The sequence below is a fragment of the Sphingomonas sp. genome (genome assembly GCF_036677245.1).
Lineage (GTDB): Bacteria > Pseudomonadota > Alphaproteobacteria > Sphingomonadales > Sphingomonadaceae > Allosphingosinicella.
In genome coordinates, this window is sequence record NZ_JAKFCG010000112.1 from 1 (window position 1) to 19,943 (window position 19,943).

General features: G+C 66.1%; 17 protein-coding genes and 1 tRNA gene. 4 read left to right on the forward strand and 14 right to left on the reverse strand.

From position 1 onward, the window contains the following. The 5 genes from V6M48_RS11690 to sdhC all read right to left on the reverse strand — a co-directional run. Positions 1-705: succinate dehydrogenase iron-sulfur subunit (locus tag V6M48_RS11690; protein ID WP_332812701.1), on the reverse strand; the 705-nt coding region annotated here is incomplete at its 3' end. A gap of 77 nt (positions 706-782) precedes the next feature. Further along, a complete protein-coding gene (gene creD, locus V6M48_RS11695; RefSeq protein ID WP_332812702.1) occupies positions 783-2,180 on the reverse strand; it encodes a cell envelope integrity protein CreD in 1,398 nt (465 codons plus the stop codon). 145 nt (positions 2,181-2,325) lie between these two features. Next, on the reverse strand, positions 2,326-4,113 hold the full coding sequence (gene sdhA / locus V6M48_RS11700) for a succinate dehydrogenase flavoprotein subunit (RefSeq protein WP_332812703.1): 1,788 nt from the start codon (positions 4,111-4,113) through the stop codon (positions 2,326-2,328). Continuing rightward, complete coding sequence (gene sdhD, locus V6M48_RS11705; protein WP_332812704.1) at positions 4,113-4,502, reverse strand: succinate dehydrogenase, hydrophobic membrane anchor protein; 390 nt, start codon at positions 4,500-4,502, stop codon at positions 4,113-4,115. Before sdhD ends, sdhA begins: the two co-directional genes overlap by 1 nt. Further along, entirely contained in the window at positions 4,502-4,894 is a 393-nt protein-coding gene (sdhC, locus tag V6M48_RS11710; RefSeq protein ID WP_332812705.1) for a succinate dehydrogenase, cytochrome b556 subunit, read from the reverse strand. The genes sdhD and sdhC overlap by 1 nt, the downstream gene beginning before the upstream one ends. Before the next feature lie 178 nt (positions 4,895-5,072). On the opposite strand from sdhC, the gene V6M48_RS11715 reads away from it, so the two are divergent. After that, complete coding sequence (locus tag V6M48_RS11715) at positions 5,073-6,410, forward strand: methyl-accepting chemotaxis protein (protein ID WP_332812706.1); 1,338 nt, start codon at positions 5,073-5,075, stop codon at positions 6,408-6,410. Between the two features lie 129 nt (positions 6,411-6,539). Then, positions 6,540-7,487 carry a 50S ribosomal protein L11 methyltransferase gene (locus V6M48_RS11720; protein ID WP_332812707.1) on the forward strand — a complete coding sequence of 316 codons (948 nt, stop codon included), beginning with the start codon at positions 6,540-6,542 and terminating at the stop codon, positions 7,485-7,487. A gap of 219 nt (positions 7,488-7,706) precedes the next feature. Here V6M48_RS11720 and ligA read toward each other — a convergent pair whose 3' ends face one another. From ligA to V6M48_RS11735, 3 genes are read right to left on the reverse strand one after another with little or no spacing between them, the layout of a single operon-like run. After that, the gene (gene ligA, locus V6M48_RS11725) at positions 7,707-9,821 is read right to left on the reverse strand and encodes an NAD-dependent DNA ligase LigA (protein WP_332812717.1); all 2,115 of its coding nucleotides are present in this window, start codon (positions 9,819-9,821) and stop codon (positions 7,707-7,709) included. Between the two features lie 59 nt (positions 9,822-9,880). Continuing rightward, a complete protein-coding gene (recN, locus tag V6M48_RS11730; RefSeq protein WP_332812708.1) occupies positions 9,881-11,542 on the reverse strand; it encodes a DNA repair protein RecN in 1,662 nt (553 codons plus the stop codon). 27 nt (positions 11,543-11,569) lie between these two features. Beyond that, positions 11,570-12,349: an outer membrane protein assembly factor BamD gene (locus tag V6M48_RS11735; protein WP_332812709.1), complete on the reverse strand. Its 780-nt coding sequence runs from the start codon at positions 12,347-12,349 to the stop codon at positions 11,570-11,572. Between the two features lie 161 nt (positions 12,350-12,510). On the opposite strand from V6M48_RS11735, the gene V6M48_RS11740 reads away from it, so the two are divergent. Beyond that, entirely contained in the window at positions 12,511-13,677 is a 1,167-nt protein-coding gene (locus tag V6M48_RS11740; RefSeq protein ID WP_332812710.1) for a glycosyltransferase, read from the forward strand. Positions 13,678-13,693: 16 nt separating this feature from the next. Here the strand turns inward: V6M48_RS11740 and V6M48_RS11745 are convergent, their stop codons facing one another. Genes V6M48_RS11745 through yajC form a run of 4 tightly spaced genes read right to left on the reverse strand, consistent with a single transcriptional unit; the run spans position 13,694 to position 17,008 of the window. Beyond that, on the reverse strand, positions 13,694-14,071 hold the full coding sequence (locus V6M48_RS11745; RefSeq protein ID WP_332812711.1) for an Mth938-like domain-containing protein: 378 nt from the start codon (positions 14,069-14,071) through the stop codon (positions 13,694-13,696). A 1-nt stretch (position 14,072) separates the two neighbouring features. Continuing rightward, positions 14,073-15,032 carry a protein translocase subunit SecF gene (gene secF, locus V6M48_RS11750; protein WP_332812712.1) on the reverse strand — a complete coding sequence of 320 codons (960 nt, stop codon included), beginning with the start codon at positions 15,030-15,032 and terminating at the stop codon, positions 14,073-14,075. Between the two features lie 12 nt (positions 15,033-15,044). Next, on the reverse strand, positions 15,045-16,646 hold the full coding sequence (gene secD / locus V6M48_RS11755) for a protein translocase subunit SecD (protein ID WP_332812713.1): 1,602 nt from the start codon (positions 16,644-16,646) through the stop codon (positions 15,045-15,047). Positions 16,647-16,678: 32 nt separating this feature from the next. Beyond that, positions 16,679-17,008, reverse strand: coding sequence for a preprotein translocase subunit YajC (gene yajC / locus V6M48_RS11760; RefSeq protein ID WP_332812714.1), 330 nt, complete (start codon positions 17,006-17,008; stop codon positions 16,679-16,681). Positions 17,009-17,241: 233 nt separating this feature from the next. Here yajC and V6M48_RS11765 point away from each other — a divergent pair. Further along, positions 17,242-17,318 (forward strand) — tRNA-Pro (locus tag V6M48_RS11765). A gap of 196 nt (positions 17,319-17,514) precedes the next feature. Here the strand turns inward: V6M48_RS11765 and V6M48_RS11770 are convergent. Further along, positions 17,515-17,985, reverse strand: coding sequence for a MucR family transcriptional regulator (locus V6M48_RS11770; protein ID WP_332812715.1), 471 nt, complete (start codon positions 17,983-17,985; stop codon positions 17,515-17,517). A gap of 543 nt (positions 17,986-18,528) precedes the next feature. Further along, positions 18,529-19,662, reverse strand: a complete 1,134-nt coding sequence (locus V6M48_RS11775) for an aromatic ring-hydroxylating oxygenase subunit alpha (protein WP_332812716.1) — start codon at positions 19,660-19,662, stop codon at positions 18,529-18,531. Positions 19,663-19,943: the final 281 nt, after the last annotated feature.

Here is a 19,943-nt window from a genome sequence, read left to right on the forward strand (position 1 = left end):
CGCGCAATTCATGATCGTGTGGCAGCGGTAGAGCCGGAACGGATCCTCGAGCTGGTCGAGCCGCTCGCCGGTCAGTTCGTCGCGGCTGTCGGCGAGCCAGCGATAGGCCTGGAGCAGGATCGCAGGGCCGAGGAAGCGGTCCGAATTCCACCAATAGCTCGGGCACGACGACGAGCAGCAGGCGCACAGGATGCACTCGTAGAGGCCGTCGAGCTTGGCGCGATCCTCGGGCGACTGCAGGCGTTCGCCCGAGGGCGTCGGCGTCTTGGTCTTCAGCCACGGCTCGATCGACGCATATTGCGCGAAGAAGTGGGTGAAATCGGGCACCAGATCCTTGACCACGTCCATGTGCGGCAGCGGCGTGATGCGGATGTCGCCCTTGTAATCTTCGATCGCGGTGGTGCAGGCGAGGCCGTTCTTGCCGTTCATGTTCATCGAGCACGAGCCGCAGATGCCCTCGCGGCACGAGCGGCGGAAGGTCAGGCTCGGATCCTGCTCGCTCTTCATCTTGATCAAGGCGTCGAGCACCATCGGCCCGGTCGTATCGAGATCCACCTCGAAGATGTCGTAGCGCGGGTTCTCGCCGCTGTCGGGATCGTAGCGGTAGACCTTGAACCTTTTGACGCGCGAGGCATCCGGCGCTGCCTTGTGCTCGCGGCCCTTGCCCCGGATCTTGCTGTTCTTCGGGAGAGTGAATTCGGCCATCTAGCGTCCCTTGCGGCTCGCCTCAGGCGCGGCCTGGGACGGTCTGTGCTGCGCGCGAGATAACGCTTAAGCCTGCGCTACTCAATGGCTGGATGCGCTTCCGGCCGCGCGCTCCAGTTGAGGTTGCGCGTGAGGTACATCACCGCCGCAAGCGCCGCGAACAGCATCAACGATCCGATCAGCAGCGAGAAATCCTCGATGCTGAGCAGGACGTAGAGCAGCACATAAAGGCCGGTCAGCAGCGCGCCGATCAGCAAAGCGCGCCGCCAGCTCTTGAGCACCGCCGCCGAATAAGCGGTGTTGAGCCCGATGATCGCCGCGCTCGCGGCGACATAGGCCGGCGTGAAGCCGATCACCTCGGCAAGCGCGAGCAGCAGCACGAAGAACAGGACGAGCGCGGCGCCGACGAGCAGATATTCGACCGCGGAAACGCGGACGCCGCCGATCACGTCGAACATCAGCAACGCGAGAAAGGTGAAGCCGATGAACAGGAAGCCGTATTTTGCCGAGCGATTGACCCGCGAATAGAGATCGACCGGCTGGACCAGGTCGATCCGCGCGTCATAGCCGCCGCGCGACGCCGTCTCGCTCGCGATCAGCGGCGGCGCCATCCGCTCAGACGGCACCGGCTGTGCGCCGCCGGTGGCGACCAGCGACTGGCCGAGCGCGAGGTTGCCGACGCGGTAGGTGGCGCTGAAGCCGTCGTCGCCGACCCGCCGCTCGTTGGGAAGGAACCCGCCCTGGAACGAGGGATGCGGCCACGGCGAAGTCACGCGCCAGCGTGTGTCGCCGCCCTGCGGCATCAAGGCGACATAGCCGTTGCCCCGGAACTCATAGGCATAGTCAGCGACCAATGCAGCGCCGGGCAGCGCATTGGCATCGACCCACGCGAAGAAGCCGGCGCCATTGGTCGCCGGCGCGCCCCCGCCGGGCTGAAGCCGCAGTACCTGTCCGCCGATCGAGACCCGCGGCGGTGGGCCGAACAGCCCGCGCGGGTCGCTGAGCCCGAAGCGCAGCTCCGCGCGGTCGAGCGCCATGTCCGCGACGGCCACGCCGAAGCGAGACAGATCGGCCGGCAAAGCGAAGCGCGAGCGCCCCTCGACCTTCGCCTCGTAGACCACGACCTCGTAGATCGAGCGCTTGCGCCGCTCAGGGTGGATCGCCGTCGTGATCGCGCTGCTTTCCGGGGAGAGCGTCAGCTCCTGCCAGATCTGCCGCGAGCGGACGACCGGCCGATTGGCCTCGGTCACCGTCTCGGTGATGGTCGTGCGATACGGGATGACCAGCAGCGGCCCGGCCATCGTCTGCGGCCCGCCCCAGCCTGCCGCGATCGAGGCGCGTGCGGTTTCGGACTGTGACTGGCGGTCGTAGACGAGCAGCCAGATCGAAAAGAGCGGCACCGCGAGCAGGACCGCGATCAGCATCGTCAGGCCCAGCTTGCGTCCGGGAGAACGGCCGATGGTCTCTTCGCTCACGCCACGCCTCCGCCAAATCTCATTTCATCGTAGTTTATGCACGCCTCATCGTCAACATCAGCTTGGCGCACGCGACGCGGTGACCGCGAAGGAGGCCTTCACGGGCATGGAAGCGATGTTGGGATTGGCGGCGAGCAGGAGCGGTTTAGTAGACCCGCGCCTTTGGCTTGATGTAGCCGATCTCGTCGGTCAGCGTGTAATCGTGCACCGGCCGGTAATCGATCCGGACCTGGCCTTTGTCGAACCAGGCGATCGTGTGCTTCATCCAATTGGCGTCGTCGCGCTCGGGATAATCCTCGTGCATGTGCGCGCCGCGGCTCTCCTTGCGGTTGGCCGCCGAATGCATCGTCACCACCGCCTGGCCGATCATATTGTCGAGCTCGAGCGTCTCGACCAGATCGGTGTTCCACACCAAGCTGCGGTCGCTCACCTTGAGATCGGCCATGCGGGCATAGACCTGGTCGATCTTGGCCTTGCCTTCGTCGAGCGTCTTTTCGGTGCGGAACACCGCGCAATCGGCCTGCATCACCTTCTGCATCGATCCTCGCACCTCGGCGGTCGGGCTCGAGCCGGCGGCGAAACGGTAATGATCGACGCGGGCGAGCGCCGCTTCTGCGGAGCCTTTCGGCAGCTCGCGATGCGCCGCGCCGGGCTTGATCAGCTCGCCGAGGCGATGGCCGGTCGCGCGGCCGAACACCACGAGGTCGATCAGGCTGTTCGAGCCGAGGCGGTTGGCGCCGTGCACCGACACGCAGGCCGCTTCGCCGACCGCGAACAGGCCGGGGACGACCGCATCCGGATCGCCGTTCTTCAAGGTCACGACCTCGCCGTGATAATTGGTCGGGATCCCGCCCATATTATAGTGGACGGTCGGGACGACCGGGAGCGGCTGCCGGGTGAGGTCGACGCCGGCGAAGATCTTGCCGGTCTCGGTGATGCCCGGCAGGCGCTCGGCCAGGATCGCCGCGTCGATATGGTCGAGGTGAAGGTAGATATGATCCTTCTCCTTGCCGACGCCGCGTCCTTCGCGGATCTCCATCGCCATCGAGCGCGACACGACGTCGCGGCTGGCGAGGTCCTTCGCCGACGGCGCATAGCGCTCCATGAAGCGCTCGCCCTCGCTATTGGTGAGATAGCCGCCCTCGCCGCGCGCGCCCTCGGTGATCAGCACGCCCGCGCCGTAGATGCCGGTCGGATGGAACTGGACGAACTCCATGTCCTGCAGCGGCAAGCCGGCGCGAAGCACCATGCCGTTGCCGTCGCCGGTGCAGGTGTGCGCTGAGGTCGCCGAGAAATAGGTGCGGCCGTAGCCGCCCGTCGCGAGCACCACCGCCTGGCTGCGGAAGCGGTGGATGCTGCCGTCCTCCATGCACAAAGCGATCACGCCGCGGCACTCGCCATTCTCCATGATCAGGTCGATCGCGAAATATTCGATGAAGAAGTCGGCGTCGTACTTGAGGCTCTGCTGGTAGAGCGTGTGCAGCATCGCGTGGCCGGTGCGGTCGGCAGCGGCGCAGGTCCGCTGCGCCGCCGGACCTTCGCCCATGTTCTGGGTCATGCCGCCGAACGCGCGCTGGTAGATCTTGCCTTCGCGGGTGCGGCTGAACGGCACGCCATAATGTTCGAGCTCGTAAACCGCCGCCGGCGCTTCGCGGCAGAGATATTCGATCGCGTCCTGGTCGCCGAGCCAGTCCGACCCCTTGACGGTGTCGTACATGTGCCAGGTCCAATGGTCCGGCCCCATGTTGCCGAGGCTGGCGGCGATGCCGCCCTGCGCCGCGACCGTATGGCTGCGCGTCGGGAAGACCTTGGTGACGCAGGCGGTCTTCAGCCCCTGTTCGGCCGATCCCATCGTCGCGCGCAGGCCCGAGCCGCCGGCGCCGACGACGACGACGTCGTAGCTGTGGTCGATGATCTTATATGCTTCAGCCATCAGGCCGCGCCCTTTCCAAAGGCAATTTTGAGGACCGAGAAGATCGCCAGCGCGGCGGCCCCGATCGTGAAGAAGTTGAGGACCAGCAGCAGGAAGATCTTATTGCCTTCCTGATGGACATAATCCTCGATCACCACCTGCATGCCCAGCTTGATATGCCAGAAGGTGCTGACGATCAGCAGCAGCATCGCGACCGCATTGACCGGCGAGGAGAGCCAATCGACCACCGTCTTGTGGTCGAGCGCCGGCAGGCGCAGCAGCGAGACCAGGAACCAGACGAACAGCAAAAAGGTCGAGACCGACGTTAGCCGCTCGAGCCACCAGCCATGCGTGCCGCTCTTGGCGGAACCGAGCCCACGAACGCGCCCGAGCGGGGTTTCCATCCGCATCATTTCGTCCCCAATATATAGAGCCACAGAACGACGGTGAGCGCCGCCGAGCCGACCAGGGTCATCATCGCCCAGAATTTGTTGGTGGTGAGCTCGAAGCCGGCGCCGACATCCATCACCAGATGCCTGAGGCCCGACAAGCTGTGCTGGAACAGGGCCCAGCTCAGGCCGATCCACACCACCATCAGATACCATTCGTCGGCATGGTCGGCGAAGGTCGCATAGGCCTTGGGCCCGCTCGCCGCCGCCGCCAGCCACCACACCAGCAGCACTGCGCCGACCACCGACAATCCGCCGCCAGTGACGCGATGCAGGATCGAGACCAGCATATGCGGGCCCCATCGCCAGATCGAAAGGTGCGGCGAAAGCGGGCGCGATGGATTGCGGTGCATGAACGGGCTTCCCTGTCAGTCGTCCATTGAGACGCGGTGACCTTTAGAATGAGCGCTGGACAATGCAACTCTGCCGGCGCGGCGTGGCCTGGAAATGGCCTGCGCGAACCGTCGCGCGTCCAAGAATATGTTAACCACTAACGCCTAACCCTTCACCTTGATCGAGGGACCTTTGAACATGCGTGACGCCAACCCCGCCAGCACCGTCGTCGAGACACGATGGGATCTTTTCGACATCGACGGCACCTTGGTCGCCGAAGCCGCCGAGATCTGGTCGATCGTCGAGGACCAGGCGATCCGCGCCGGACGCGCCTTCTGGGCCCAATATTACCGCTCGCCCGAGGTCGGCGGGCGGATGAGCGAGGCGCAGATCGACGAGCACGCGCGCCAGATGCTTCCGGCGCTCAAGGCAGGGCTGACCCAGATGGACAAGCCGCACTGGCTTCGTGCGATCCGCAGCCGGGTCGAGTCCGCGGCGGCGGACAATATCTCGCTGAGCACGTTCAGCGCCGCGCTCTGGGCTTTGTGCGGGACCTGCCACGACATCCTCGTCGAAAGGTTGAGCGACGATCCGCCGCGGCTTGCGCGCCTGTCGAAGGCGATCATGCAGCTTTGCGTGTTCGAAAACGACGTCTTCTCCGCCCAATACGCCCTGCTCCGCCAGCGCGAGGAAAGCCGCCGGCGCAACGCGCAGGGCCTCAAGTTCAACAACGACATGCTCATGGTCGTCGATCGCACCGCGACCGACAGCCGCAAGCTCCGCGCCCAGGCCTCCGACGCCTCGACCGCCGCGCGCGGCATGCTCGGCAAGACGTCCGAGGTCGCCTCGGCCGCCGAGCAATCGGCGATCGCGATGCGCGAGGCCGCGCAGACCGCCGCCGGGCTCATCCGAGCGATCGAGGACGCGCGCAACGAGGTCGAGGTCGCCGCCGGTGTCGCGACCCGCGCCGGCGACCAGTCGTCCGAAGCGGTCAAGGTCAGCCAGGCGCTGTCGAGCCACGTCGGTGCAATCGAATCGATCCTCGGCCTGATCCGCGACATTGCTGGCCAGACCAATCTGCTCGCGCTCAACGCCACCATCGAGGCGGCGCGCGCCGGCGACGCCGGCCGCGGCTTCGCGGTCGTCGCGCAGGAGGTCAAGTCGCTCGCCCAGCAGACCGCGCGCGCGACCGACGACATCACCGCCAAGATCACCGCGATCCAGCAGGCCACCCGCCAGACGGTCGAGGCCAATGGCTCGATCCGCCAGACGGTCGAGGAGGTTCAGTCCTCGGCCGACCGCATCCGCCAGGCGATGGAGCTCCAGGCGCAGACGGTGACGATGATCACCGCCGCGGTCGACGAGACCGCGCTCACCGCCGATTCGATGTCCTCGACGATCGCAGCGATCCGTTCGGATACCGAGACGGTGGTCAGCGAGATCGACGCGGTCGAGCAGAAGTTCGGCGAGGTCGACGAGCAGATGGCGCGCTTCAAGCAGTCGATCGATTCGTTCGTCAACAGCATCGCCGCCTAGCCGCTTTCCTTCACGTCACGGCGAACTCCGCAGCAATCCGGGATGACCGCGCGCCCGCAAGCCGTTAGGGCGCGCGCATGACAAAAACCGAACATCCATCGCACGCCGCTGCGGCCGAGGGCATTCGCCTTGGCCGATAGCTGGAAAGTCACCCTGCCCTGCACCCGCGCCGAGGCCGAAACCCTGGCCGGCGACCTGCCCGCGCTGGCAACGCTCGATTCGCCGCCGGTGCTGATGACCAGCGAGGCCGATGCCGATCGGCCCGACCACTGGCGTCTCGACGCTTATTTCGAGGCGCGCCCGACCGAGGGCGATTTGACCTTGCTGCGCCAGCTCGTGCCGAGCGCCGCCGAAGCCGATCCTCTGGTCGAGCCGGTCGCGGACGAGGATTGGGTGACCGTCAGCCAGCAAGGAATGCAGCCGATCCGCGCCGGCCGTTTCTTCGTCCATACGCCCGAGCATCGCGACCAGGCAGCCGGCGAGCGCGCACCGCTCGAGATCGGCGCGGGCCGCGCGTTCGGCACCGGCCATCATGAAACCACCACCGGTTGCCTGCTCGCGCTCGAGCGTTTGCGGGCGAGCGGGGCGAGCGTCGCCAATGTCCTCGATCTCGGCACCGGCAGCGGCCTGCTCGCCTTCGCCGCGCTCAATTTGTGGCGCAGCGCGCGCGCGGCGGCGTCGGACATCGATCCGATCGCGATCGAGGTCGCCGCGGAAAATGCGGCCGCGAACGGCATCCCGCTCGGCCGCGCCCGCGGCCGGCTGGAGCTGGTCGTGGCCACCGGCCTCGATCATCCCCGCCTCAAGGCGCGTGCGCCCTACGATCTGATCATCGCCAACATCCTCGCCGGCCCGCTGATCGAGCTCGCGCCCTCAATCGCGGCGGCGCTGGAGCCGGGCGGGCGCGTGATCCTCGCCGGCCTGCTCGATCATCAGGCGGACAAGGTCGCGGCCGCCTATCGCCGCGAGCGGATGATGGTCGAAGCAAGCCGCACCCGCGGCGACTGGCCGACCCTGGTGATGCGCAAGCGCGCGCCCCGGACGTGGCAGACCTTCAGCCGGAAGAGCAAAGGGTAGAGCATAAGCGGCGCAGACTGCGCGCGCTGAACGGCTCCGGCGGCGGAGACTTTTCACTTCATCGTCTTACGCCGGGCATCACCCTCACAACCCTCAAGGGAGAGGGCTTTTGGGGAACCGGTCACTCCCTCCTTATTCCTCCCCCCTTGATGGGGGAGGTTAGGTGGGGGTGCTGCTCGCGCAACGTCGCGTCGACCACGACCAAAACTCCGTCCCGACCTAGCTGCTCTCCGCGACGATCCTGCCCCACGCCGCTTCGTCGATCACCTCCACCCCAAGGTCCTGCGCCTTCTTGAGCTTCGATCCCGCCCCGGGCCCGGCCACGACCAGGTCGGTCTTGGCCGAGACGCTGCCGGCGACCTTGGCGCCGAGCGCTTCCGCCTGCGCCTTGGCTTCGTCGCGCGACACGGTCTCGAGGCTGCCGGTGAACACGATCGTCTTGCCGCTCACCGGCGACTGTTTGGTTTCCCAGACGACGTCTTCGGGCTCGACCCCGGCAGCGCGAAGGTCGGCGAGCACCTCGCGATTGTGCGGCTCCTCGAAGAAATCGAGCAATGCGTTGGCGACCTCCGGCCCGATGTTCGGCGTCTCCACCACCGCCACCACCGCTTTGTCGCGCCGCTGCAGGAATTTCGGTTCGAGCTCGCCCAGTACGGGCGTGGTGGAGTTTCGGACCTCGAGCCCGCGCTCGATCATCGCCATGAAATTGTCGAGCGAGCGGTAGCGGCGCGCCAGATCGCGCGCGGTGACCTCGCCGACATGCCTGATGCCGAGCGCATAGAGGAAGCGGTCGAGCGGCGGACGGTGCTTGGCGTCGATCGCCGCGAGCAGATTGTCGACCGAGGTTTCGGCCCAGCGCTCGCGCTCGAGCAGCAGCGCGCGCTTGTCGTGCAGCCGGAAGATGTCGGCCGGCGATTGGAGGATGCCGTCGCGAAAGAAGCTTTCGATCGTCACCATCCCCAGGCCCTCGATGTCGAGCGCGTGGCGGCTGACGAAATGGCGGAGGCGCTCGACTCGTTGTGCCGGGCAGATCAGGCCGCCGGTGCAGCGGACGTCGACCTCGCCTTCCTCGCGCACCGCTTCCGAGCCGCATTGCGGGCAGTGATCGGGAAAGACATAGGGCGGCCGGTTTGCCTCGGGCGTCAGGTTCCTCAGCACTTGCGGGATCACGTCGCCGGCGCGCTGGATCAGCACGCGGTCGCCGACGCGAACGCCGAGCCGCGCGATCTCGTCGGCATTGTGCAACGTGGCGTTGGTGACGGTCACGCCGCCGACGCTGACCGGCGTCAGCCGCGCGACCGGCGTGAGCTTGCCGGTCCGCCCGACCTGGATTTCGATCGCCTCGAGCGACGTTTCCGCCTGCTCCGCCGGGAATTTGTGTGCGATCGCCCAGCGCGGCGCGCGCGCGACCTGCCCGAGCCGCCGCTGCCATTCGAGCCGGTCGACCTTGTAGACCACGCCGTCGATGTCGAAGGCATAATCCGCGCGTTTCGCCTCGATCGCGCGATAATGGGCGATCAGCGCATCGAAGTCCGTCACTCGGCGAAGATCCTGCGCGACCGGCATGCCCCAGGCGGCGATCGCCTGCATCATTTCATATTGGCTGTCGGCGGGAAGCGCCGACACTTCGCCCCAGCCATGCGCGTAGAAGCGCAACGGGCGCGACGCGGTGACTGCCGCATCCTTCTGGCGGAGCGATCCGGCGGCGGCGTTGCGCGGGTTGGCGAACTGCCGCGCCTTGGCGGGATCGTCGGCCTCGGCGAGCAGGCGCGCGTTGAGCGCCGCGAAATCCGCCTTGGACATATAGACTTCGCCGCGGATCTCGAAGATTTCGGGTGCGCCGTCGAGCCGCTCGGGAATGTCGGAGATCGTGCGCGCATTGGCGGTGACCACCTCGCCGGTGGTACCGTCCCCGCGCGTCGCGGCCTGGACGAGCACGCCTTTTTCATAACGCAGCGAGCAGGACAGGCCGTCGATCTTGGGCTCGGCGGTCAGCGCCACCTCTTCGTCGGCCGGCAAGCTGAGGAAGCGCCGCACCCGCGCGATGAAGTCCGCGACATCCTCCTCGGCAAAGGCATTGTCGAGGCTGAGCATCGGCAGCGCGTGCCGGACCTTTGAGAGATGCGCGGCCGGCGCGGCGCCAACCTCTTTTGAGGGGCTGTCCTCGCGGACCAGCGCGGGAAAGGCCGCCTCGAGCGCGGCGTTGCGCCGAACCAGCGCATCGTAGTCGGCATCCGAAATTTCGGGCCGATCCTCATTATGATAGAGGCGGTTGTGGCGCGCGATCTCGCCGGCGAGCCATTCCAGCTCGTCGGCGGCCTCGGGCCCGCTCAGCTGCTCCGGACTCGATTGCTGCAAAGACCTGCCGTCAGCCTTCCCGCCATTTTTCGCCACTAGGCCGGCTCCAGCAATCGCGTCGCCTGGGCGCGGGCCTCGTCGGTGACATGCGCACCCGAGAGCATGCGTGCGATCTCCTCGCGCCTCTTGTCCTCGTCGAGCATCGCGACGCTGGTGCGGGTGACCAGGCCGTCGTTGCTCTTCTCGATCAGCAGGTGCCGGCTGCCGCGCGCCGCGACCTGCGGGCTGTGCGTCACGACCAGCAATTGCGCCCGCTCGGCGAGGCGGTGGAGACGCTCGCCGATCGCGCTTGCGACCGCGCCGCCGACGCCGCGGTCGATCTCGTCGAAGATCATCGTCGTCGCGCCGCCGCGCTCGGCAAGCGCGACCTTGAGCGCAAGGATGAAGCGCGACAGCTCGCCGCCGCTGGCGATGCGCGTCAGCGGCGCGAGCGGCGCCCCCGGATTGGTCGAGATCTCGAACTCGACCCGGTCCCGCCCCTTCGGGCCCCACGAAGCTTCGTCGAGCGAGGTGACGGCGGTGCGGAACACCGCCGTTTCGAGCTTGAGCGGTGCGAGCTCGCTCGCCACCGCCTCGTCGAGCCTCAGCGCCGCGTCCCGCCGCTGCACTGCGAGCCGCTCGCTGGTGTCGAGATAGGCGGCTTTCGCTTCCTCGACCGTGCGTTCGAGCGCGGCGAGGCCGCCACTGCCCGCTTCGAGCGCCGCCAATTTGTCGCCCAGCTCCTCGGCGAGCGCCGCCAGCGAGTCGGGCTCGACCCGGTGCTTGCGCGCGATCGCGCGCAGCTCGAACAGCCGGGTTTCGGCGTCCTCGAGCCGGCGCGGGTCGCAATCGAGCGCGGCCGCGGCATCGGCGAGCCGATCCTCGGCGTCGCTGGCCTCGATAATCGCGCGGTCCATCGCCGCGAGCGCCTGCTCGAGAAGCTCATGCTCGCCGGCGATCCGCTCGAGCCGCCGCGCCGCCTGGCGAAGCAGCGCGAGCCCGCCTTCCGACCCGTCGAACAATGCCCCGATCGTCGCGATGTCCTCGGCCAGCCGGGCGCCCTTCTGCATATTGGCGCGGAGCGTGGCGAGCTCCTCTTCCTCGCCGGGCCGGGGCGCGAGCTTGCGCAGCTCGGCGACGGCATGCTCGAGCCACTCGCGGTCGCGCTCGGCGGTCTCGACTACCTCGCGCGCCACCGCCAGTGCGGCCTGCGCTTCGCCCCAGGCGCGGAAATGGGCTTCGGCCGCGCCCGCGTCGATTTCGCCATAATTGTCGAGCAACGCGCGGTGCCCTCGCGGGTTGAGCAGGCCGCGGTCGTCATGCTGGCCGTGGATCTCGACCAGCAATGCGCCGATGTCGCGGACCAGCCCCGCGGATACCGCCTGGTCGTTGACGAGCGCGCGGCTGCCGCCGTCGGCGCGGACGATGCGGCGGATCACCAGCGGCTCGCCGGGCTCGCCGTCGAGCCCGTTTTCGCTCAGCAGCGCGCGCGCCGGATGGTCAGGCGGAATATCGAAACTGACGCTGACCACCGCCTGCGTCTGGCCGCTGCGGACGAGGCCGCTGTCGGCGCGCATCCCGAGCGCAAGGCCCATCGCGTCGAGCAGGATCGATTTCCCCGCGCCGGTCTCGCCGGTGAGGACGCCAAGCCCCGCGCCAAATTCGAGATCGAGCGCTTCGATCAGGACGACGTCGCGAATGGTCAGCCGAGTCAGCACCAGCCGGTCTCCGGCGGAGCGGGCGGATCAAGCGGCGTGCTTTTGGACCAGTTTATAGGCGCGTTCATACCATTTCGTGCCCGGGTAATTAGCACCGAGCACGGCCGCCGCCTTGCGCGCTTCTGCGGGAACGCCAAGCGCGAGATAGGATTCGGTCAGCCGCATCAACGCCTCGGGCGTGTGGCTGGTCGTCTGATATTCGTCGACCACCGTGCGGAAGCGGATCACCGACGCAAGCCATTGGCTGCGCCGCTGGTAGAAACGGCCGATTTCCATTTCCTTGCCGGCAAGATGGTCGTTGACCAGGTCGAGCTTGAGCCGCGCGTCGGCCGCATAGCGCGTGTCGGGATAGCGGCGGACGAGCTCGCCGAGCGCCTCGAGCGCGCGCTTGGTCGAGCTCTGGTCGCGGGTCACGTCCTCGATCTGCTCGTAATAGTTCACCGCGATCAGATAGAGCGCGTAGGGCGCGTCCTTGTTGCCCGGGTGGATGGCGAGGAAGCGCCGCGCCGAATCGGTCGATTTCACGTGATCGTTGGCGAGATAATAGCTGAACGCGCTCATCAGCTGCGCGCGCCGCGCCCACACCGAATAGGGGTGCTGCCGCTCTACCTCGTCGAATAAAGCTGCCGCTTGCTTGTACTGGCCGCGATCGAGCCGGTCGCGCGCCGCCGTGTAAAGCGTGCTGACGTCGCGCGCGACATATTGGGTGTCGGCCCGGTTGCGGTTGCGGTTGCCTCCGCAGCCGGCGAGCGGAACGAGCAGCGCGGTCAGGACGAGAGCTGCGATCGGGCGGGAAAATCTACGCATGCTGGGCTTCTTAGCCGAGGGATTCACGAAGGCCAAGCGATCAGTGGGAGGGGATTCCGCGTCCCGCAGCCGCACCCTCCACCGCTTTGCGCCTGCGCTGCGGGATGGGCGCGCAGAAGCTCACTAACGCACCATCAACCAACAGCCTTTATAGCGGAACGATGCTGCGGGTCCTCACCCTCTCGACCTTGTTCCCGAACGCGGTCCAGCCGACGCTCGGCGTGTTCGTCGAGCGGCAGACGCTCGGCCTGGCGGCGCTGCCTGGGGTCGAGCTCGAAGTCGTCGCGCCGATCGGATTGCCGCGCTGGCCGCTGTCGCGCCATCCCCATTATGCCGCGCGCGCCGCGCTGCCGCGGCAGGAAGAGTGGAAAGGCCTCACCGTCCACCGCCCGCGCTTCCCGGTCGTGCCGGTGATCGGCCAGCAATGGTCCGCGCGCGAGATGGCCAGGGCGCTGCTGCCGCTGCTGCGCGCGATCCGTGCGCGTTTTCCGTTCGACGTCATCGATGCCGAATTCTTCTGGCCCGACGGTCCCGCCGCTATGGCGCTTGCGAAGTCGCTCGACGTGTCCTTGTCGATCAAGGCGCGCGGTGCCGACATCCTCTTCTGGGGAAATCGCCCCCGCATCGGCGCGCAGATCGTCGCCGCTGCGCAGGCGGCCGATGGCCTGCTCGCGGTTAGTGCCGCGCTCAAGGCAGACATGGTGCGGCTGGGCATGCCTGCTGACAAGATCAGCGTCCATTATACCGGCGTCGACCTGGACCGCTTCGAGCCCCGCGACCGCGCCTCCGCGAAGGCTGCGCTTGGGGTCGACGGTCCATTGATCGCCACCGTCGGCGCGCTGATCGAGCGCAAGGGCCAAAGGCTGGCGATCGAGGCGCTTGCGCGGCTCGGCGATGCGACCTTGCTCCTCGTCGGCGACGGCCCCGATCGCAAGGCGCTCGAACGGTATGCGCGCAGGCTCGGGGTCGCGCCGCGTGTCCGCTTCCTCGGCGCACGGCCGCACGGCGAGATTGCGGCGCTGATGGCCGCCGCCGACGTGCTGGTCGCGCCGTCGCGCTCGGAGGGGCTCGCCAATGTCTGGGTCGAGGCGATGGCGTGCGGAACCCCGGTCGTCGCTTCCGCCGTCGGCGGCGCGGCCGAAGCGATCGATGGCGCAGGCGGTCGGCTCGTCGGCTTGGACGCGGAAGCGATCGCTGGCGCGGTTCGCGCCTTGCTCGACGCTCCGCCCGATCAGCAGCAGGTGCGCGATGCGGCGCACAAGTTCAGCTGGGAGAAGAACAGCCGAGCTTTATTCGAGCATCTCTCCCGGGCCGCAGCGCGCATCTGATCGCCGCGTGCACCGCCTACACCAAGGGCATCAGCGCCGCGGCGATCCAGCGTTCCTCGGCGCGCAGCAACCCCCAGGTCCGCGCTGCCGCGCGGCTGTCCATCGCCTCGATGCCGATGCCTCGATCGTCGAGCGCGCGGACCAACGCGCGCGGCGGGAACTTGAGAGTCGGCCCGGTGCCGAGCAGCAGGAACTCAGGGCTCGGCTCGAGCCTCAGCAGCGTCGCGAGATCGTCGATCGTCAGCGCATCGAGGGTCGGCGCCGGCCATTGCTCGGCGCGCTCGGGGGTCAGCAACAAGGCGCGATAGATGCCGCCGTCGACCGAAAAACCCTGATCGGTGATCGCCTGCACGACCGGGCCGTGCGCAGCGCTGCCCTTGTCGAAGCGCGGCACCTCAGAAGCTTTCGTTGCGACTCGTCACCCGCTCGCCGACCGGCTGCGACTTGCTGACGAAGCTGTCCGGCCCGACCTTGAGCCAGACGAGCATCGGCACCGAGATGTAGATGGACGAATAGGTGCCGACGAAGATGCCGAGCAGGATCGCGACGGTCAGCCCGAAGATCACCTCGGGACCCAACAGCAGCAGCACGAGCAGGGCGATCATGATCGACAGGCTGGTGACGATCGTCCGCGACAGCGTCTCGTTGAGCGAAAGGTTGAGCAAGGGGATCACTTCCATCTTGCGGTATTTTCGCAGATTTTCGCGGATGCGGTCGTAGATCACGACGGTATCGTTGAGGCTGTAGCCGACGATGGTGAGGATCGCGGCGACGACATTGAGGTTGAACTCGAGCTGGGTGAGCGAGAAAAAGCCCATCGTCACCGCGACGTCGTGGAACAAGGTGGTCAGCGCGCCGACGCCGAACTGCCATTCGAACCTGAACCATATGTAGACGGCGATGCCGAGCATCGCGAGCGCGATCGCGATCGCCCCGGATCGGTAAAGCTCGTTCGAGACCTTGCCCGAGACGGTGTCCACCGCGAACACGGCATCGGGATATTGTGCCGCGATCGCGGCGCGCACTTTGCTGCCGGCGGCATTGGCGGCCTCTTCGCCGCCCTCCGGCAGGCCCATGCGGATCGACAAGGTCTGGGGGTTGCCGAACTCCTGGATGCTGGCGTCGCCGAGCTCGAGCGCTGCGATCCGCGCCCGCACATCCTCGATCGGCGCGGTCTGGCTGAAGGTGACGCGGATCATCTGACCGCCGACGAAATCGACGCCGAGGTTGAGCCCCCGCACGCCAACCAGGACGATCGAACCTATCGTCAACATCAGCGACAGCACCAGCGCGACGTTGCGCCAGCGCATGAAATCGATGTTGGTATTGTCCGGGACCAGCTTCAGCAGAGGCATCGACGGCTTCCCTTAGATATGCAGTTCGCGCGGGCGCGTCCGGCGGACCCACAAGGCGACCAGCATCCGGGTGATGTTGACCGCCGTGAACACCGAGGTGACGATGCCGATCATCAGCACGACCGCGAAGCCGCGGATCGGGCCGCTGCCGAACTGGAACATGATCACGGCGGCGATGACATTGGTGATGTTCGCGTCGAAGATCGCGGTCGAGGCCTCGCGGTAGCCGGTCTCGATCCCATCGATGATCTTGCGCCCGCGCCTGAGCTCCTCGCGGATGCGCTCGTTGATCAGCACGTTGGCGTCGACCGCCGCGCCGATCGTCAGCACGAATCCGGCGATGCCCGGGAGCGTGAGGGTGGCGTTGAACACCGCCATGATGCCGAGGATCATCAATGCGTTGAGCACCAGGCCGACCGTCGTGTAGGCGCCGAACCGGCCGTAGGTGATCAGCATGAACAGGATCACGGCGGCGGTCGCGGCGGCGCTCGCGATCGCACCGCTGCGGATCGAATCCGCGCCGAGCTCAGGTCCGATCGTGCGCTCCTCGATCACCTTGAGCGCGACCGGCAGCTTGCCCGATTTGAGCTGGACCGCGAGATCGGTGGCCGACTGGACGGTGAAGCTCCCGGATATCTGCGCTGACCCGCCCAGGATCGGCTCGTTGATGTTGGGCGCCGAGATGACGACGTCGTCGAGGATGATCGCGAACGGCTTGTTGACATTCTCCTGCGTGACGCGCGCGAAGCGGCGCCCGCCCGCAGTGTTGAAGCGGATGCTGACGACCGGCTCGTTGGTCTGCGGGTTGAATTCCTGCCGCGCATCGATGAGCTGGTCGCCGGTCACCATCGCACGGCGCTGCACGGCGATCACCGGCGGGCCGCCAGGGTTGTCCGGATAAGGCAGCACCTGGCTGCCGGCCGGAGCCCGGCCCTGCGCAACCTGGGCGGGATCGGCGGCGAGATTGACCAGTTTGAAGTCGAGCCGCGCCGTCTTGCCGATCAGGGTCTTCAGCCCCTCGGGATCCTCGAGGCCGGGCACCTGGACCAGGATCCGCCTGCCGCCCTGCCGGATCACGGTCGCTTCGCGGGTGCCGTCCGGGTCGACTCGGTTGGCGACAACCTCGCGGGCCGTGTTCATCGCCTCTTCGAGCGCCTGGTCGAGACCCGCCTTGGTCGGCTCCATGACGACCCGGCTGCTGTCGAGGACGTTGACGTTCCAGTCGCGCTGGCCGAGCCCGACCGGCTGCGTCTGGTTGCGCGCGATCTCGACCGCGGCATCGACCTGCGCAGGGTTGCGGACCATGAAGGTCAGGCGGCCGCCGAGGATCGAAGTGTCGCCGATTTCGATCCGCGGCGAGGCGCGCCGGAACTCGGTGCGGATCGCCTCTTCCATCCGCTCGAGGCGCTGCTTGGTGACGTCGCCGGTGTCGGCTTCGAGCAAAAGGTGGCTGCCGCCGGCAAGATCGAGGCCGAGGTTGATGCGGGCGCTCGGCAGCCATGACGCCCAGCGGTCGACCTGCGATTGCGGCATCAGGCTCGGGATCGCGAGAGCGACCGCGATCAGGCACAGCAAGCTTATGCCCCAGACCTTCCAGGGCGGGAAATCGAGCATCTTAGAGTCGAGCCTCGATCATTGGCCGGGCCTCAATCATTGGCGGGCTTGGAGCCGTGCGGCCTGACCTCGGACAAGGTCCCCTTGACCACCCGGACGCGGACGCTCGGCGCGATCTCCAGTTCGACTTCACCATCCTCGACCTTGGTCACCTTGCCGATGATGCCGCCCGCGGTGACCGCGACGTCATTCTTCTTGATGGCGCCGATCATCTGCTGATGCTGCTTCATCCGGCGCTGCTGCGGGCGGATCAGCAGGAAATAGAAGATCGCGAAAATGGCGACCCACGGCAGGATGCCGATGAGGCCGAGCGCGCCCCCGGTGGGTGCAGCGCCGGCGGCGTAGGCGGGGGATGCGAACATGATGATCTTACCTGATGTGGCGCGGCCCAGCTGGGCTCGTTCCGGAAGCGCGCGCGACTATCACGCCGACGGCGGTATAGGCAAGCAAGACGGGCCCGCGATCGATTCCGGGCGCCGGCGCGCCACCCACGCCTTGCCCGACAAGCGCTTGCCTTCCCCGCACCCCGCGCCTACATCGCGCGGCTCCGGGCCCCCGTGCAGCGACGCGCTTGCACTGTGGCGGTTCGATCGGTCGGGGCGTAGCGCAGCCTGGTAGCGCATCACACTGGGGGTGTGGGGGTCGCAGGTTCGAATCCTGTCGCCCCGACCAATATCTTCAATGACTTAATAGAGCAGTTGGATGTCGCATCACTTAGCGAATATCCGCTAGCAATCACCTAGCAAGCACCCCGCCGAGAAGTGCGACCATTGCTGCGGCAGTCCAAATTGCACCGAAGGCCTACCGGCGCTCTGATGCTGCCGCCTGGCGCGTGGAAATGAAGGAGCGCGCTTAGCGCCTCAAGTCATCAGGCTTCTGGCGGCGTCGTCTCGGGCTCGGCGCTCCGCAGCTTCAGCTGGCGCGGCTTTGTGGCCTTTTCGCTTGGCTTCGTTGAGGGCGTTTCTGAGCGCTTCCGGCCAAGTCCGATCTTATGCGCAAGCCCGCGGCGCGCTTCAGAATAGTTGGGCGCTACCATGGGATAATCGGCTGAGAGCTTCCATTTGGCGCGATACTCGAGCGGGGTCATCTGATGATCGGTTGCCAGGTGACGCTTGAGCATTTTCAGCTTCTTCCCGTCCTCAAGGCATACGATGAAGTCCGGTTTGATCGATGCTTTCACCGAGACAGCGGGGACCTGCTCGATAGGTGCTACTGGCACCTCCGCCCCGAGGCCCTCGAGCGCGGCGTGCACGTTGTCGATCAGCTGCGCTAGATCGCCGACCCCAACGCGGTTGTTTGTCACGTGCGCTGCGACAATGTCGGCGGTGAGAGTAAGCAATGTGCCTTGAGCCGTATCGGATCGGGTGTTCCTTCAAATTCATTTTGCGGCCGCATGGCGGGAAAACCCCGGGAGGGCAAGCGCTCACAATCTGAGTTTGCAACGCCGAATATCCGGGAGAAGTGAGAACCTACCGCCAGCTTGAACGCAAGCCATCCTGTTGTTCGGACGGTACCTCTATGCAAGCCGGGATAGCGCCTGCGAGCCTGGCCCCAGCACGAGGCGACCGGGCGCGGCTGCGCCTCTTGAAAGGCGCGGAGAAAATCACCCCACGTGAACGGCCACTGCCAACGGCGACGTCAACTCATGACAAAATGGCAGGTAGCTCACGGCCGTCCTCCACGTCTGACACTTTGCCCCGCCTCGGCGATCGTACAAGCAAACGCCAGCACTGTCCGCTTCTGGGCTCAGTGTTTTGCTGGGAAGCAACAGAAAGTGGCGCATAGCGGCCGATCCGTCGAGCAGCACGCAGCTGCCGCCAACTCACCGCAACTGAATGCGGCGAGCCCCGGGGAGGCCGTTTTAGTCGGGAAGCTAACGCCGTCACGCCAACCGACGGTCAAAACCCATGATTTCACGGTAATAATCCCAGCGCGGAAGGTTCCCCGTCTCGTCGTTCTGAAGAAACTGAGTTTCCAGTCGCTGCGAATCGTGCACGCCTTTTTGAAAGATCGCCGAGCCGGGCGCTCGGCTCCCTATGTGGATACGATGGAAGATAGAAGCATCCTCCATGCTGATCAGGCCGCTCGGTCCGAGGAGATTTGAGCTTTGTCGCAGGCGGTGACGGAGCATGTCCTCATCATCGTCTTCATGCGCGAAATAGGCATAATGGACCTCTACCTCCATCACTGAGACCGGGTTTGCGAAGCGGAGGTTAATCACATCGAGGTGTTTCGTGCCGACGAAGGTCGGGAATATGTTGACGACGCGCGATCCAACCGAGGGATCCTGGCCTTTGAATTCGATGATCGACGGGTCCTGAAGTGCGTTGTGGCCTTTCGGGATCGACAACGCCGCTTCCATGCCCAAGTGACCCCGGTGCGTCGTCGCATATTGCCGGCCTTGGCCGCCCTGCCAGTTGAGCAATTTGAACGCCTGGTGGAGCAGGGGCGCGTGATAGCCGTCATTGTCGGCATAAGCCTTCCAGTTGCTGCCGTAGCGTACCTTCTGGTAGCCGAGCAGCTTCAAGCGTCCATCGCCGGCCATCAATTCCCGGAGCGTGTTCTTGAGATCGCCGAGAAAATCATCCAAATCTTCGGTCTCGGGTGACATCGTCACAAAGATCAGGCCATAGAAGCTTGAAGTGCGCGGCTGGGCGAGTGGATAATCCTTGCGGTCGAAGCCCGGCGAGAACTCACGCTCGTTCGAGCAGCCGATCAGCTTGCCCTCGGTGCTGAACAGCCAGCGGTGGTAGGGGCACTCGAACTCCTTCTTGTTCCCCATCGGCGCGGTCTCGACCTGGTTTCCGCGGTGCGAGCAGCTGTTGTAGAACACACGCACCACACCATCCTGGCCACGCGCGATCAGCAACGGCACGCCAGCGAGGTTGGTCGTCTTATAGTCGCCGTTGTTGGGCACCTCGCTTTCGTGCGCGACCGGATGCCATTCGGGCCCGTAAAAGATGCGCTCGAGCTCGGCCTGGTAAATGTCGTCGCGTACAAATACTTCTTTGGGCACTTCATTGTATTTATGCGGCCAATCTAGTTGCGGACTAGATATCATGATCCATCCTTCATATTATGCTTACGGCAGCCTGCCCTTGATCATCTCCAGCTTGACTGCTGACAGACCTTTTCAGCCCTTTTGGAATGGCTTCATTCAAGGTCATTTGCAGCTCCTCTCGACGAATGGTCTACGCAGCGTCGGCTGCCTCCTGCCCTTGTGCGCGCAGCTCGCGGCCGAGCGCAGCCCACATCTCACCCGACTTGCGAGCGCCGGCCAGATATTCCTCCGGCACG

What these genes read in the sequence shown, in the direction of transcription:
- sdhA (WP_332812703.1), bottom strand. Translation starts at nt 4,113, where the DNA reads ATGGCTGAAGCATATAAGATCATCGACCACAGCTACGACGTCGTCGTC.
- sdhD (WP_332812704.1), bottom strand. Translation starts at nt 4,502, where the DNA reads ATGCGGATGGAAACCCCGCTCGGGCGCGTTCGTGGGCTCGGTTCCGCC.
- sdhC (WP_332812705.1), bottom strand. Translation starts at nt 4,894, where the DNA reads ATGCACCGCAATCCATCGCGCCCGCTTTCGCCGCACCTTTCGATCTGG.
- V6M48_RS11715 (WP_332812706.1), top strand. Translation starts at nt 5,073, where the DNA reads ATGCGTGACGCCAACCCCGCCAGCACCGTCGTCGAGACACGATGGGAT.
- V6M48_RS11735 (WP_332812709.1), bottom strand. Translation starts at nt 12,349, where the DNA reads ATGCGTAGATTTTCCCGCCCGATCGCAGCTCTCGTCCTGACCGCGCTG.
- V6M48_RS11740 (WP_332812710.1), top strand. Translation starts at nt 12,511, where the DNA reads ATGCTGCGGGTCCTCACCCTCTCGACCTTGTTCCCGAACGCGGTCCAG.
- secF (WP_332812712.1), bottom strand. Translation starts at nt 15,032, where the DNA reads ATGCCTCTGCTGAAGCTGGTCCCGGACAATACCAACATCGATTTCATG.
- secD (WP_332812713.1), bottom strand. Translation starts at nt 16,646, where the DNA reads ATGCTCGATTTCCCGCCCTGGAAGGTCTGGGGCATAAGCTTGCTGTGC.
- yajC (WP_332812714.1), bottom strand. Translation starts at nt 17,008, where the DNA reads ATGTTCGCATCCCCCGCCTACGCCGCCGGCGCTGCACCCACCGGGGGC.